At 61.7% G+C, this 13,492-nt stretch carries 9 protein-coding genes; 2 read left to right on the top strand and 7 right to left on the bottom strand.

Going from position 1 to position 13,492, the window contains the following annotated elements:
• Positions 1–109: 109 nt before the first annotated feature.
• The 4 genes from NMG80_RS04035 to NMG80_RS04020 all read right to left on the bottom strand — a co-directional run bounded on the left by NMG80_RS04035 (position 110) and on the right by NMG80_RS04020 (position 5,887).
• Positions 110–682 (bottom strand): DUF6931 family protein, encoded by a 573-nt coding sequence (locus NMG80_RS04035; protein WP_254016941.1) that lies wholly within the window; start codon positions 680–682, stop codon positions 110–112.
• A 278-nt stretch (positions 683–960) separates the two neighbouring features.
• Entirely contained in the window at positions 961–1,761 is an 801-nt protein-coding gene (locus NMG80_RS04030) for an alpha/beta fold hydrolase (protein WP_254016940.1), read from the bottom strand.
• Positions 1,762–2,370: 609 nt separating this feature from the next.
• Positions 2,371–4,155 carry a hypothetical protein gene (locus tag NMG80_RS04025; protein WP_254016939.1) on the bottom strand — a complete coding sequence of 595 codons (1,785 nt, stop codon included), beginning with the start codon at positions 4,153–4,155 and terminating at the stop codon, positions 2,371–2,373.
• 241 nt (positions 4,156–4,396) lie between these two features.
• Positions 4,397–5,887 (bottom strand): tetratricopeptide repeat protein, encoded by a 1,491-nt coding sequence (locus NMG80_RS04020; RefSeq protein WP_254016938.1) that lies wholly within the window; start codon positions 5,885–5,887, stop codon positions 4,397–4,399.
• Positions 5,888–6,079: 192 nt separating this feature from the next.
• On the opposite strand from NMG80_RS04020, the gene NMG80_RS04015 reads away from it, so the two are divergent.
• Positions 6,080–7,045 (top strand): AraC family transcriptional regulator, encoded by a 966-nt coding sequence (locus NMG80_RS04015; protein WP_254016937.1) that lies wholly within the window; start codon positions 6,080–6,082, stop codon positions 7,043–7,045.
• Positions 7,046–7,368: 323 nt separating this feature from the next.
• Positions 7,369–7,899, top strand: a complete 531-nt coding sequence (locus NMG80_RS04010) for an OmpA family protein (protein ID WP_254016944.1) — start codon at positions 7,369–7,371, stop codon at positions 7,897–7,899.
• A 71-nt stretch (positions 7,900–7,970) separates the two neighbouring features.
• Here NMG80_RS04010 and NMG80_RS04005 read toward each other — a convergent pair whose 3' ends face one another.
• From NMG80_RS04005 to NMG80_RS03995, 3 genes are read right to left on the bottom strand one after another with little or no spacing between them, the layout of a single operon-like run.
• Positions 7,971–10,295, bottom strand: a complete 2,325-nt coding sequence (locus NMG80_RS04005) for a M23 family metallopeptidase (RefSeq protein ID WP_254016936.1) — start codon at positions 10,293–10,295, stop codon at positions 7,971–7,973.
• Positions 10,292–10,798: a DUF1036 domain-containing protein gene (locus NMG80_RS04000; RefSeq protein WP_254016935.1), complete on the bottom strand. Its 507-nt coding sequence runs from the start codon at positions 10,796–10,798 to the stop codon at positions 10,292–10,294. The genes NMG80_RS04005 and NMG80_RS04000 overlap by 4 nt, the downstream gene beginning before the upstream one ends.
• 11 nt (positions 10,799–10,809) lie before the next feature.
• Complete coding sequence (locus tag NMG80_RS03995; protein WP_254016934.1) at positions 10,810–13,488, bottom strand: serine/threonine-protein kinase; 2,679 nt, start codon at positions 13,486–13,488, stop codon at positions 10,810–10,812.
• Positions 13,489–13,492 lie beyond the last annotated feature (4 nt).

Genomic DNA, 13,492 nt, shown 5'->3' with positions numbered 1-13,492 from the left:
GCAGCCAAGTGGAATCACTTGGCGTCGCAGAAATGCGGCTAAATCAAACAGATAGAGCCGGATGCTCGTTCAATTTGAACGTATCCCGCTCGCGGATACGGGCTACGGTCTAACTCGCATCCGCAGATTGGCGCAGCGCCTCGGTCTCTGCCATCTGGATGCCCATTTCGACAAACGCCGAAAGAACCGAAAAGCGGTCCTCCAGTGCAACGCGTGCCAGTCCGGCCAGAACCCCCGCACTCACAGCGCGGGCGGCTGGCGGCAAGGCCGATAGCGCTGGCGCCTCCATAGCTGAACCGTTGCCATGCCGTCCTGCAGCCAGGGTAACCCAGGCGGCCGGCGTTGTTGGCGGCAATGCCGCAGCCTTGCTCACGTCTGGGCGATGGTGAGGGCTATCCGGTTCGCTGACCCAGTCACGAACAATCGCGAGCAATTCCTGATCCCTGCTGTCGAGCAGAACGGTGAGGTGGCTCAGGCATTCATGTGCCCACCACACCGCAGCCCGCTCGGGAAGCAGATAGGCACAGAACGTAATCGCCTCCTCGGGCACCCGCCCGGCCAGGAGGGCGCGGCAAAATTCGATCGAAGGCTGTTCGGTCGGAAGTGCCACCATGTCCCTGGAAGCAGCGGGGCAGGCCATGAAAAGGTCCCGTGCCGTTTTGAAACGAAGCTCATTGGCCATGGCGCCACGCTTTCCCCAGGGAACAATCGACACTGAAGCCCTGGACAGGGCGCGGGTCAAGTCTCCAGTCCCTAGTGGTGAAAATCTGACGGTTGATACCCAAATCGAATTGCAGCAGTGGTGGGAAGTTGCCCCACAGCAGGTTTAACCTGAACGACAGGATTGCGCGCCAGAAGCCGACATTCCAGCTGAACTACTGGGCACTGGAGACGTCTCTCACCGACTGACCGTAGGTAACCGAGAACATGCACAGGGCGCGCCCGTGCCTGAAGTGCTTATCAACTCTGGTCTATAAAGGCCTCGAGATCGGCTGCGACGCGTTGGGGCCGTTCCCAATTCGGACAATGTCCGGTCTCTGGGTAGCTGAGCAGTTTGGATCCTCGGATCGCGGTCACGAGGCGATCCTGATCGTTTCTGGAAAAGAGCACGTCGCGTTCGCCCCATATGAGGAGCGTCGGTGTGACAATCCGAGAAAGTTGCTCCGTGTCATCGTAAGCGAGCAAACCGTCGAGCACGCTGCGCCAACGCCAAGCCGCCAGCTTCAGGCTTTCGGCAACGATCCGTTCGAAGAACGATTCGGGGAGGGGTACGTGCGCGGTGCTCGCCTGAAAATCGCGGGCGAACTCCACCGGCACCGGGTCTGGTAGCTCCATCAGTGTGGCCTGAACCTCCCGCGTGACCGGAGTGGCGGCCGACACACCGGTGCCGATCAAGACCAAACGTGCGACTCGTTCGGGATTTGTGATCGCGACGTGTCGCGCGACGAAACTTCCGAAAGAGTGTCCGACGATGGTGGCGCGCTCGATGGAAACAGCGTCGAGAAACGCGACGGCATCAGCGGCGAATTCGTCGATCCCGTAACCGGCATCCAGCGCTTCCGAGTCACCGAAACCTCGCTGATCCAGGACAAACGCATGAACCCGATGCGACAGCAACGGCAGAATACTGCTGAACGAGAACCAAGAGTCCGGCCACCCGTGCAGAAAGAGGATCGGGTCGCCGTCAGCATTGCCCTGTTCCGCGTAGTGAATCTGTGGACCCGTCGCCAGTCGAACAGTTGCGAATCGCAGGTCTCCCATCAACCGAACTCCGCTCTCTGAGTCGAAATTGCCTGCCGGCCGCACATCTTCGGGGCGTTTGCCATGTCGCTCTTTCAGCCGAGCGCAACCCGCTTACCAACGGCTGCGCCTTCTTGAATATGTGTCACACCTTGGACCGTGCTGCTCCCATTTCGCCCGTCGAGGTCAACATTCGCACCACTCCAACGGTTGGAAGCTGCTGCGGTCGGCAGTTCCGTCTGACATAATCCGTTCTTGTTTCGGCAGTTTCTCTGGATCGACGCCAGAGTGTTTCGTTTGTTTCAGCAGGACACAGAGCTCGCATGTCGCGCTACCGTCGCGCAGCGGACGCGTGGTCCCTCGGCCTAACAGTCGCTCACAATCTTTGGCGTGGAGGCCGAGTACCGTATTGCCACGCCGTCACCACATCCGGGTGCGGTTGCCACTGGGCTGAGGTGACGCCCATTGCTCTCTCCTCCCTTGCTGGCTATCCAATTAAGCCATCGAGCCTGAATCGCTGATGAACGGCGGCGCGCCTCGACCGGACTTTTGGCCGGCAGCCCTGCGGGAAGTGAAATCCCCCTCCGGCCGTTGACCGGAGGGAGAGAAATCCCCTGCGGGAAAGGCCCGTCACAGCCGCTCCAGCGTCAGCGTGGCGGGGTCGCCACGCCAGGCTTTGGCCAGCTCAGCGGCGGCCTTGGCCTCGGCGGCGGTGTCGCGCCTGGCCTTTGCCGTTTCCTTGAGGCCGAACAGCGCCCAGGCGCTGCCGCGCGCCTTGTCGAGCGCGGCCCGGAACTCCTTCTCGGCCTCTTCCGGATGGCCGGTACGCAGCAGGGCAGCGCCCAGCGACTGCCTCACCGGATAGTACCAGTAGGGCGGCTCCATGTAGGGGATCGTGTCCTCGACCTCGGCGGCCTTCCTCCAGATCGCCACGGCGCCCTCCAGGTCACCGTCGGCCTCGGCCGCGCGTGCCCGCACCGTTGCCTGAGCTACCTGCAGCACGGCCAACGCCGGGATTCCCCAGGCGTCATGGGTCGACCAGTCGGTCTCCGCCGCGATGCGGTGAATGGCGTCGGCCTCGGCGCGCGCGGCGGTAATATCCTTCTTTGCCGCCAAGGCGGCGCCGCGCATATAATGCTGGACTGCCTTCACATAGGCTGGCGCGTCCGCCTGCACCGGCTTGGCCAGGACCATGTCTGGGTCGCCGTATTGCGCCCAGGCGAAATAAGGCGCCGCCTTGACCGGCTGCACGATCGGGATCGCAGCGGCGATCTCGTTGGTGAGCAGCGTGTCCAGCTTCTCGGCCTGGTCTAAGACGGTCGGCGCGTCACCCAGAAGCTGCGCCGAGACCATCACGAAGTGGACATTGTGAGAATAATAGCCGATCGGGTAGACACCGACCGCACCGGTATCGGCAATGTAGGTCTCGTCGACCTTTGCGGCGGCGATGTTGGATGCGAGCGAGTCGGCGTTGCGGCCGACCCGATGGTAGATGTGGCTCGGCATATGGACGATGTGCCCGGCACCCGGCATCAGCGCGGCGAGTCGCTCGGCATAGGGCTCGGCCCGCTCCGGGCGGTCGGAAGCCTCCACCAGGTGGATGTAGAGGTGAATCGCCCAGGCATGGTCGGGCTTTTTCGTCAGCACGGCTTCCAGCCGCTTCTGAGCGTCAGCTGTGCGGCCCTTCGGCTCCTTGCCGCCGGGCTGCCAATAGTCCCATGGCTGGGTGTCCATGGCCGCTTCCGCCGCGATCATGGCGAGTTCCAGATCGTGGGGATATTTGTCGGACAGGGCGGCCATGGCATCGGCGAAGGCCGCATCGAGGGCTTTGCGATCCGCGTTGGGATCGTCCGAGTAGCGGGCGGCGATGGCATCGATGAGGCCGCGCTCCTTGTCGGTCGCCGCTGAGGCGAGCGACTGTGCTTTTTTCAGCGCGGCGACGGCCGGTGCGTTCGCGGCAGGGTCCATCGGCACGTTGATGTTGGGTCCGAGTACAAGTGCTTCGCCGAGGAAGCACATCGCGCAACCCGGATCGAGACGCTGCGCCTTGCGGAAGGCGCGACGCGCCTCGGCGTGGTTGAAGTTGGCGGCCTGCCTCAGGCCCTGGTCGAAAAATTTCTGCGCGTCCGGGTTCTTCGTGCTGATCGGCCAGGTGAGCGTGCCGAGGTTGTCCCAAAGCGGCGGCTCGGCATCCTCGTAGGCCTTGACCGCCTCGGCGATGGGCGATTTGAGCGGTAGCGTCGCGGCGACGCAGTGCGCGATGGACAGGTCCTTCGGGAGCGGCACTCGCGTGGCGGCGGCAAGCTGAATACTGGCCGGGCCGCCGGCTGCATACGCGATGGCGGCGCCGGCGCCGCAACCTATGACTAAGAGTGCGGTCCATCCCGCGCCAGGCAGGAACTTGCGTAATTTCATGTGAGCCTCCCATTGATTGCCGGCCGCGCCGGCGTCAGGTTCTGGCGGCGCGCTCCCGACGTGACGATCATACCCCAAGAAGGTCTTCAGATCAGTTGCGACGCTATCGGCGCGCTTGCCTGGAATCTACGCCCCGGATGTTTCAGTCGTTGTTCTTGAGCGGTGCTGAAATGTTTCGATTGTATCACAATGCTCATTCCCCCTTGGGTTAGAAACCGTGCGACGTCGTGTCGGCGAGACTCTATCTTTCATGGGCGCCTCCGAGATGGACGTCCGGGCCAATACCTCTCATGTAAGCGCCTCGGTCGAAGTCTGCCTTGCCCGCGCCGGGCGCGTCACGTCCACCATCGTGCGGCAGCTCGCGCATTTGGATCGAGCCGAAGCCGGCTTTGTGCATCAACTCCTCGGCCTTCTCGCGGCGCCACTTGCGGGCCCGCCTAAGGAAGGACTGGTTCACGGGGCTGTGGGGCTTCAGCGCCAAGCGCTCGTTGGCGAGGGCTTCTGTCAGGCGGGTCAGGCCCCCGCGGGCAGCGGCCTCAGCCAGCGTCCAGTCGATGACGTCGCGCTGGGCGTGGCTGCCGCCGAAGCTATTGGCGATGAACCGTGTGCTATAGAGGCGATCGGCGGCCCTCTCGTAGTCGCCACGCCAGAATGCCGCGAATCCTTCGATCAGAGGCACTGCGGTCCGTCGCCCCCATTCGGCGATATCGGATCCCTCTGCAACGCTCCGGTAAGCCGAAATAAGCCGATCGACATCGCTGTCTCGACCGGCGCCCAGATAGGCCATCACCGCGTGCCAGTCATTGAACGGATAAGTGCGGCCATCGGCATGGATGTCCCAATTCGCCGCCAGTTCTTTCCAGCGATCACCGACATCATGGCCTGAGAGATGCAAGCGCCAGAGAAGTGCTGACGCATCGATCATGTCAAGCGCGACGGTACTGCGGTCCTGCCGGATCGGCCCGTCATAAAGCGCGAAAACCTCATCGACCTGACCGAGATCGAGGTGATAGAGCGAGCGATGCCACCAGTTGTGGACCTTGAAGAAATTGTCGTCGCCCGACCAGTAAGGTTCGCGGGCGATCATCCAGCCGATGCCGTCTTCTGCCCGCCCCTGCATTTCCATGACATGGGCGACGGCGTGGTGGGCCCAGCAGTCGAGCGGCTGCAGATCGAGCGCGCGCCGGCCCGCGTCTTCGGCCCGCCCATAGTCGCCGGTCTCCTCGAGGCCGAACGAATACATCCCGAGTAGGATCGAATAGCCCGGCATGTCCGCCGACCAATTCGGCAGGGCCCGCGCGATCCTGTCGCGCAAGTCCCGTGCGTTTGCGCGGTAGAAATCCATCAGGTGGCCTGACTGGAGAGCAACAATGTCGTGCGGATGGTCCACGCTGTGACGATCGAGGGCCACGGCGGCGGCGGTCCACTGTCCCTCGAGGAGGAGGTCGAGCGCGGCAACGTGCGAGGCCTCACGTTCGGAAAGCCGCTGGCTCTTCACCCTGGCGACGATCGCCTTCGCTTCCTTCGTCGCTCCAGGTTCGGTCGCGAGGCCGAACAGATGCGCTTTGAGGATATGCGCCATGGCGAAGTCGGGGGCGAGTTCGATGGCGCGGTTCAGTAAGCCAACGGGGTCGCCGCGATAGATATTGAAAGCCTCCACGGCCTCGTTGTAGAGCTTTACGGCCTCGACCGTGGCACCTGAAAGGGCGTTATTCTGATTGTCAGTAATCACGATCGCTTTTTCCTCTTGGGCGCTTAGATAATCAGGATAATGATCGCCTTGATTGCCAGCACGACTTTGCTTGGCAATCGACTGCCAGTCCTTCGGTTTCGGTGCTAAGCTAGACCGTTGCGACAGGGCAGGAAATGACTCATGCGCCGGAACTCTTAATCGATCCGCTGCTTATGAGGGGAATGTGGCCTATTGGATGCCCTGCTGGACATAGTGCGGGCGATGCGCCTCACAGGTGGCGTCTTCCTCGAGGCGGAATTCACTGCGCCCTGGTGTATTTCCTCGAAAATTGCCCCGGAAGATTGCAGGCCCTTCACGCCCGAGCCACGCCACATCATCGGTTTTCACTACATTACGGCCGGCCGCTGTCTTTTGAAGGTCGACGGTCAGCAGCCGATGGTGGTCGAGCGTGGGCAACTCATCGTGCTGCCGCGCAACGACGAACACGTGCTCGCAAGTGCTTCGAATCTGCGGCCCGTCAACTCCCATCATCTGATCCAACCGGGGCCGGACGGGGGCTTAGCGAGGATCGTTTACGGCGGGGGCGGCGAGCCGACGCAGATCTTGTGCGGCTTCCTTGGCAGTGACGTTCCCTACAACGCTTTCGTCGCGCTGCTGCCGAATGTCTTGAAGCTCGATGCCGCCGACGGAGCTTCCGCAACCTGGATTGAGAGCAATTTCCGCTTCGCCGCGAGGGAATTGGCGGGGGGGCGTGCCCATTCGCCGGCAATCCTCGCAAAGCTGGCCGAACTCCTCTTCATGGAGGCTGTCCGTCGCTACTTCACGTCGCAGCCGCCCTTGGACAGCTCCCTGGCAGCAGGAATGCGTGACCCGATCGTCGGACGCGCACTCGGGCTCATTCACGGTCAGATTGCCAGGCGTTGGACCACGGAAGATCTCGCGCGGGAGATCGCCCTGTCCCGCTCGGCTTTTGCCGAGCGCTTCACACGCGTCATCGGCGAACCACCTATGCGATACATCGTCCGGCAGAGATTGGAACAAGCCTCTGCACAGCTGAAAGAGTCCGCCGATTCGATTGCGCGGATCGCATACGACGTAGGCTACAAATCCGAAGTGGCCTTCAACAGGGCGTTCAGACGCGAATATGGCGTACCGCCGGCGGCCTGGCGTCGGGGCCATGCTGCTCGCCAGGTCTGACCGGTAGGCGGAACAGTGAGGAGGATGGCATCCGGCTCCAAAGAAGGTGGGCAGCGACAACATCAGTTCCTACGCTCAGCATCACGAGCCAAAGTTCAGGAGAAAATCCGCATTCGGCCGATTTGCGGTCATAGCTTGTTCTATCCTGAAGGGCAGGAAAGGGTCGTCTCGCGTCCTTCTACATGGGTACCAAGCGTCAGGTCTTCACGACTGGCAAGATGCAACTGCCCCCACTATGCTCGACGTTTTGACAGACAACCGCTTCGCAATTTGGTATTGTACGCAGTCGGTGAAATCGGATGCTCAAGACAGGAGTAACCGTTATGCAATTGGGCAGTTTAGCCTTCATGTTTACGGTCGCGCTTTTTTCGACCCATGCTTTTGCTGATCCGCTTCAGAAATCAGAAGACATCGTGAAGTTTTTTGACGCGGCGAGCGAGCTCGGCCCGCCCCGTGGAATTTGCGTCGGCACCGAAGAGGAGTGCAACAGCAAGACCAAAGCAGCGCCTGCCGAAAAAACCAGCCTCGACATGCTGATCAATTTCGGCCTGGATTCTGCGGAACTCGATGCGACTGCGCGCGCTGAACTGGACGAGTTCGCCAAGGCACTGAAGGACAGCCGACTGAGCACTTTGAACTTCGTTGTTGAGGGTCACACAGATGCAACCGGCTCGGAAGATTACAACGAGGGGTTGTCGGAACGAAGAGCGAGATCGGTAACAACCTTCCTGACCTCTAACGGCATCGATCCTGCCCGCATCAAAGCGACAGGCCTGGGCGAAGCGAATCCGCGCAACCCCAACCCATTCGATCCGGTAAACCGCCGGGTGGAAATGCGGATAAGGACTGAGTAGCTGGAGCGGGTTCGACGCGAACCGGGGGGTCGGCGCAGCAAAACCGATTCCGATAGGGGCCACGTGCTGGCTCACAGCGCATTCTGAACGGAACTCACCATTGCCGTGATCGCCTGCTTGTATTTTTCGAACTCGGGCGATGTCTGCCGGACTTCCGTCGTTGTCGTTGTCTGTTGGCTCACCTCAGTCGTCTGCGGGCTCAGCTTCCGCCCCATTTTCCTTTCGGCCCAGCTCACGACATAGCTGGCGGACTTACCGGTGAGAAACGGGTTGGCTTGAATGACGGCTGATCCGAGCACGGCGCTCAATTGCACCGAACCCGGCGACGACAGTACTTGATGGGCGCCTTCCATTCCCAGGAAATGACAGAGGTAAAGCCGGCCGGCTGTGATCTGGTGGCCGCGTGCCCGAAGATAGGCTTCGCCTTCGCGCGCCAGATTGCTGACCATCTCGCGCGAGATGGTGGCGTCAAAACGCAGAGCCAGCAGGTCGGCGGTTGACAGTGTCCGCGCCAGTTCCGGGCGGTAGGTGTTCATCATCCGGATCCACGTCTTGGTTATGAACTGACCGGCGCCGGTCGCCGAAGAAAGTGGGTTCTTGGCGCGGGCTTTGCCGCCACTTTCGACTTGAACGATACGGTCGGTCAGCGTTTCGACAGCGGAAGCGTCCGTCGCGATTGCTGTAACCGTGCCGAGCGGATCGACCGCCTGCCCATTGCGATAGAGTTCGAAATGCAGGTGCGGCCCGGTCGAAAGACCGGTGGTGCCGATATAGCCAATGATATCGCCTGCCTTCACCTTCGCGCCGACACCGGCCTTGTCCGCGAATTTCTGCATATGCGCATAGCGCGTCTCGCTGCCGTTTCCGTGCGAAATCTTCACCAGATTGCCGTAACCACTTCCATCGCCCTGAAAGACGATTTCGCCGTCGAAGGCGGCGGCTATCGGCGTGCCCAGAGGCGCCGCCCAATCGACGCCCTTGTGGATGCGAACGGTTCCGAGGATTGGGTGCTTGCGTGGGCCGAAAGTGGAGGTCATGACCCCGTTGACCGGGGTGACCATGCCGTTGGCGACTGTCAGCGAGCGAACTTGATCGTCGCCGCTAACGCATGCAAACTGGCCGTCGGTCTGCTGGAACACGAAACAGTCAAGGCTTTTTTCGCTACCCTGGACGCCAACATACAGAACCCGTCCGGCCGTCTCTTCCTTGCCACGCGGCCTCTGCGAGTAGATCAGGACCAGACGCTGGTCTTCGCTGGCGAAAGCATCCAGATCCTGTCCTCGCGACAGGTACATGATCGCTTCTCCGATCACGCCGGTCGGGACTTTATTGCGTGCTGCTGTCGAGTAGATCGCGTCGAGCAGCCGGTATTGCCTTTTGTGCGTGCCTTGCGCCTGTGCGCCCGAGTAGTTGAACAGATCTTCGCGGACCCAAGGGTCCACACCAGACACAAATGCACCGGCGGCATTGCGCGTCAGCGTACCAACAAATACGTTCTTGGCGTAGATCGAGACCTGCATGAGGGACATGGTTGTCGTCTCGCGCGTCGGCCTGAAACCGCGCATGGCGACGACATAACCGGGCTCAAGGCTCTCCCGATTGAAAAGCGCCTTCAGGGCTTCGCCTGCCAGCTTGGCGTCCTCGGCGGAGAAAAGCGCATCGAGCGCAACGCTGTCCAAGCTGCGGTCGTTGAGAATCTTTACGAAAATGTCCTCGGTAGCCTCGTATCGTTGATGTTCACTGATGACATTTGCAACGCTTGTGTTGTTTTCGATCTGGGTTTTCTGGAACGCGGGAAGGGCTGCCTCGCCTGAATCGATTGTTTCGCCCCAACCTGCTTCGGCATCATCCTGCGGGTCCGAAGCAACCGGAGCCTCGTTTGGAACGGGCGGTGGCTGAACATCGTTTTGCAGCTCGTTGGATGGCGCCGGCGCGGTCTGTCGCTGCGCCTGGAAGAAAGCGAAATCTTCTTGCGTGGATGGTATCGTTGTCATGAACTTTTCGCTGGCGCTAAGCATCACGTCGGACAGAATTTCGATCTGGGGAGAAACGCCGGCCTGATCGAGTTCTGCCGGGCGCGGGATCACCTGGCTTTTTGTTGCGCCGCCGGTGTCGGGCGCAAGGGTGATCCACATCGGGTCGCCTGCGAGATCGATGATGGCAGGCACATAGACAGATGCGTCGGCTGGCACATCGTCGGTTCCTTCGACGGCGTGCAACTCCTCATCTTCGTCGCCAAACGACCAATAATCCGCAGTGAGATAGAAGCCGGCAGCGATCGACAACAGGACAACCACGGCAAGACCGGCAAGGAGCCTGCGCCAGAGCCTGCGTCTGCGCAGGGCGGCGCGCGCCTGCTTTTTCAACCTGAAGCTTGTGTCGATACTGTGCGTCACGGATTGCTTCCGGTCAGAAAAAAGGTCCACCGCACCTGTTCAAGCGTATCGACTTCGAGAAATCGTGCGGCGATATGGCCGCGCTGCCAGCATTCATCGATGCCGCGTATCGAGAAACGCCGCCGGTCGATGCACATTTCGGTCGACCCGGTCAGGGTCGCATGGCCAAAAACGTCCGTCGCATAGATGTAAATGTAGCGGTTGGTGAGTTCCTCGCGGATGACGTTCACGCACTGATTTGCGCCGATGGTCCACCAGCCATCGGTCTGGTCCGCATTGTCGACCTTTTGGCCGACAGCGAGATTGACGACGTCGAGCGTCTGATTGCAGACGGTGAATTCGGCGCGCGCTTCGTGGGCCGACAGGAAAGCCAGCAATGTCGCGCCCAACATCACCGTAAGTCTGATACGGCCTCTCGGGGCAAGCAGGCCGCGAAGCCAGTCACGCTGATTGTTGGGTGGGACAGCGGTCAGGAAGGAAAAACGCGAGCGGCGGTGGTCCATCGGCGTCCATGCTACCCGCCGAGCCGGAAGTACTTTGCCGTTGCGGAGAACTCAGCTCGGTTGGCGTCGATCTCGTCGAGAATCCTGGGCAGCAGCAGCGCGGCTGGTGTCGGCGCCGAGAACGCCGCAGCTTGAATATCCTGTGGACCCGTGATCACCATTATGATCTGCGGCACGACCTTACCGGCCGCCTTGTCGGCTGCGCCGAGATCGATCGGAATGTTGAAGGTGGCCTTGTCCGCTTGCGCCAGGATACGATCGTCGAGGCTGAATGCCATGCCCCTGTGGTCGATCAGCAGCACGCTGGAAATGAGGCCGCCATGCGTCACCAGCGAGCCGCCGATCGGCGAGCCGCTCGGCACCGTCGTTCGATCGAGAACAAGCTGCGGCTTGTCAGCCGGCATCTGGTCCAGAAAGCGCAGAAAGTTGGTGACTTCGCATTGAGCCGGCTCAATGAGGCGGACGCTGATGTCCGGTTCGACACGGAATCTTGCCTGGAAATCGGACAGCATTCGTTCGAACGGCTGGACCTCTGTGCCCAATCCCTCGATCGCGACGGCGGCCTCGGTTGCCGACGTCAACGTCGCATAGAAACAGTCGCCGCCGTTGAAGTCCCGCACCCAGGAGACCCGTTGCGCAGCGTGGTCAAGGGCATTTTTCGGCGGCAGTTTCAGGTCCGGTTTCGGCACGTTCAAGGCAACAGTGGCTTCGCCCGGCTGTTTGCCTGGCGCCGGCTCGTACCGCTGCCGTTTTGCGCTCGCATCATCCGTCTGGCTTACGGCGGGTTCGGGCACCCGCGCGGCCGCCTTGGGTCGTGCCGGCTGGCTGGCAGGCTGATCGGGCTTCCGGCTCTCCATCATTTCGGGCTGGACCGCTGCGGGCGGCGAGGCCTTGTCGGCCGGCGGCTTGGGCGCGACCTGGATGCGCGGCGCAACCGGCCCCGGGGGTTCCTCGGTTGGCGAAAGGACTTCGGCGGGCCGTGTCGGCTCCAACTTTTGATCCGCCGCGGTATCTGCCCGATTTTCAGCTGGCGATGGCGCCTCGGCTGCCGCCGGCTCCGAGGTGTGCTCGGATGCCGCCCGCTCCGGGGTTTCCTCGGTTGGCGAGAGGACTTCGGCGGGCCGCGTCGGCTCCAACCTTTGATCCGCCGCGGCATCCGGCCAATTTTCAGCTGGCGGCTGCGCTTCGGCTGCCGCCGGCTCCGAGGTTTCCGTGGCTGCCGCTGGCTCCGAGGTTTCTTCGGATGCCGCCGGCTCCGAGGTTTCCTCGGATGGTGAGAGGATTTCGGCGGGCCGTGTCGGCTCCAACTTTTGATCCGCCGCGGCACCTGCCTGACTTTCAGCTGGCGGCGCAGTGGCTTCTGTTTGTGACTGCTCAGGTAGAACTGCCTTTGTCGGCTCATCGCCCGGCAAATTTGCAGCGCTGTCCGTCGGGGCCGGTTTTGATGCTTTTGGCGACAAAAACGCTGTATCGTCGGCGGTCGGCGTGGAAGGCGTCATCAGGCCACTGAGATAAACGCCTGCACCCGACGCGACAGCTAATGTCGCCAGGGCAGCGATCGCGATCGATCGGGTCCTGGCGGACTTTGCAGGGACCTTTGGCAACACCGCGCGAGCAGGACCGGCAACTGGCGAAGGCCTTGGCTCGGACAGAAGCGCCGGCCGGACATGCGGAACGAAGCGCTGCTCACCGGCAGCCGCCGGAGGCTGACTTGCCATCTTGGGACCGGCAAGCCTGGGACCGGGAAGCTTGGGGCCAGGCGCGGCGGTTTCCCCCGTTCGCAACGTCCGATCGCGCGGTGTGATCGACGTTGGCGGCCTTGTCTCCTCGTCCGTGTCGTCACGTGTCGCCCTGGCGATATCCGCCATGCTGATCGGCCGGTCTTGTGGATCCGGCTGCAGCATGGCCTCAACAATTCCACGAAAATCGGCGTCGATGTCGGATAGGTCCGGAACGGTTCGGCGTTTTTCCACGATCTCGAACTGGGAGCCGCCCATGTCGATCGGTTTCCCACGCAGGGCAGCGGCCAGCACCAGGCCCAGGCTGTAGATGTCGGATTGCTCGCTGACGTTGCCGCTGTACAGCCCAAGCTGTTCTGGAGAAACGTAGTTGTACTTTCCCGCGAACTTTCCGCCGATCAGCGTCTCGCCGCCGACGGTCGCCGACCGCGCGATGCCAAAATCGATGATCTTTGCGCGATCGACCCGGCCTCCTGGCAGGATGATGTTATCCGGGGAGAGGTCGCGGTGTATTGCTCCCGCCTGGTGCACGGCGCTCAAGCCGGAAGCCAGACGATGGCAGAGCCTGCGCACGTCTTCCGTCGGCATCGGGCCACGTCGCATAATATCGAACAGCGATTGGCCGTCGACGAATTCCATTGCAAGGTAGGGGCGACCGATACCGGGGTCGATCGTGAACACGTGATATCGCACGACCGCGTCGTGCGACAGGTGATTGAGGATTGACGCTTCCTTGCGGAACAGCGACAGGATCGTCTGATCACGGGCGAACTCGGGCAATACAATCTTGATCGCGACGTGGTCGCCGGTCTGGATGTTGTGGCCACGGTAGACTTCGCCCATGCCACCAAATGCGATCCGCTCGTCCAGTTCATAGATGCCGCTGAGTTGCGTGCCTACGGCTGTGGTGGCCACGTCAGGCGATATCCGCGTCTTGTCGTCGGCGCTCATCAGC

The organism is Mesorhizobium escarrei, assembly GCF_935825525.1.
GTDB lineage: Bacteria > Pseudomonadota > Alphaproteobacteria > Rhizobiales > Rhizobiaceae > Mesorhizobium > Mesorhizobium escarrei.
Note: the sequence above shows the minus strand (reverse complement) of the source record. Positions and strands in the feature narration are given on the sequence as shown.

Coding starts and splice junctions, on each gene's coding strand:
- NMG80_RS04035 (WP_254016941.1), bottom strand. CDS start 682: ATGGCCAATGAGCTTCGTTTCAAAACGGCACGGGACCTTTTCATGGCC.
- NMG80_RS04030 (WP_254016940.1), bottom strand. CDS start 1,761: ATGGGAGACCTGCGATTCGCAACTGTTCGACTGGCGACGGGTCCACAG.
- NMG80_RS04025 (WP_254016939.1), bottom strand. CDS start 4,155: ATGAAATTACGCAAGTTCCTGCCTGGCGCGGGATGGACCGCACTCTTA.
- NMG80_RS04010 (WP_254016944.1), top strand. CDS start 7,369: ATGCAATTGGGCAGTTTAGCCTTCATGTTTACGGTCGCGCTTTTTTCG.
- NMG80_RS04000 (WP_254016935.1), bottom strand. CDS start 10,798: ATGGACCACCGCCGCTCGCGTTTTTCCTTCCTGACCGCTGTCCCACCC.
- NMG80_RS03995 (WP_254016934.1), bottom strand. CDS start 13,488: ATGAGCGCCGACGACAAGACGCGGATATCGCCTGACGTGGCCACCACA.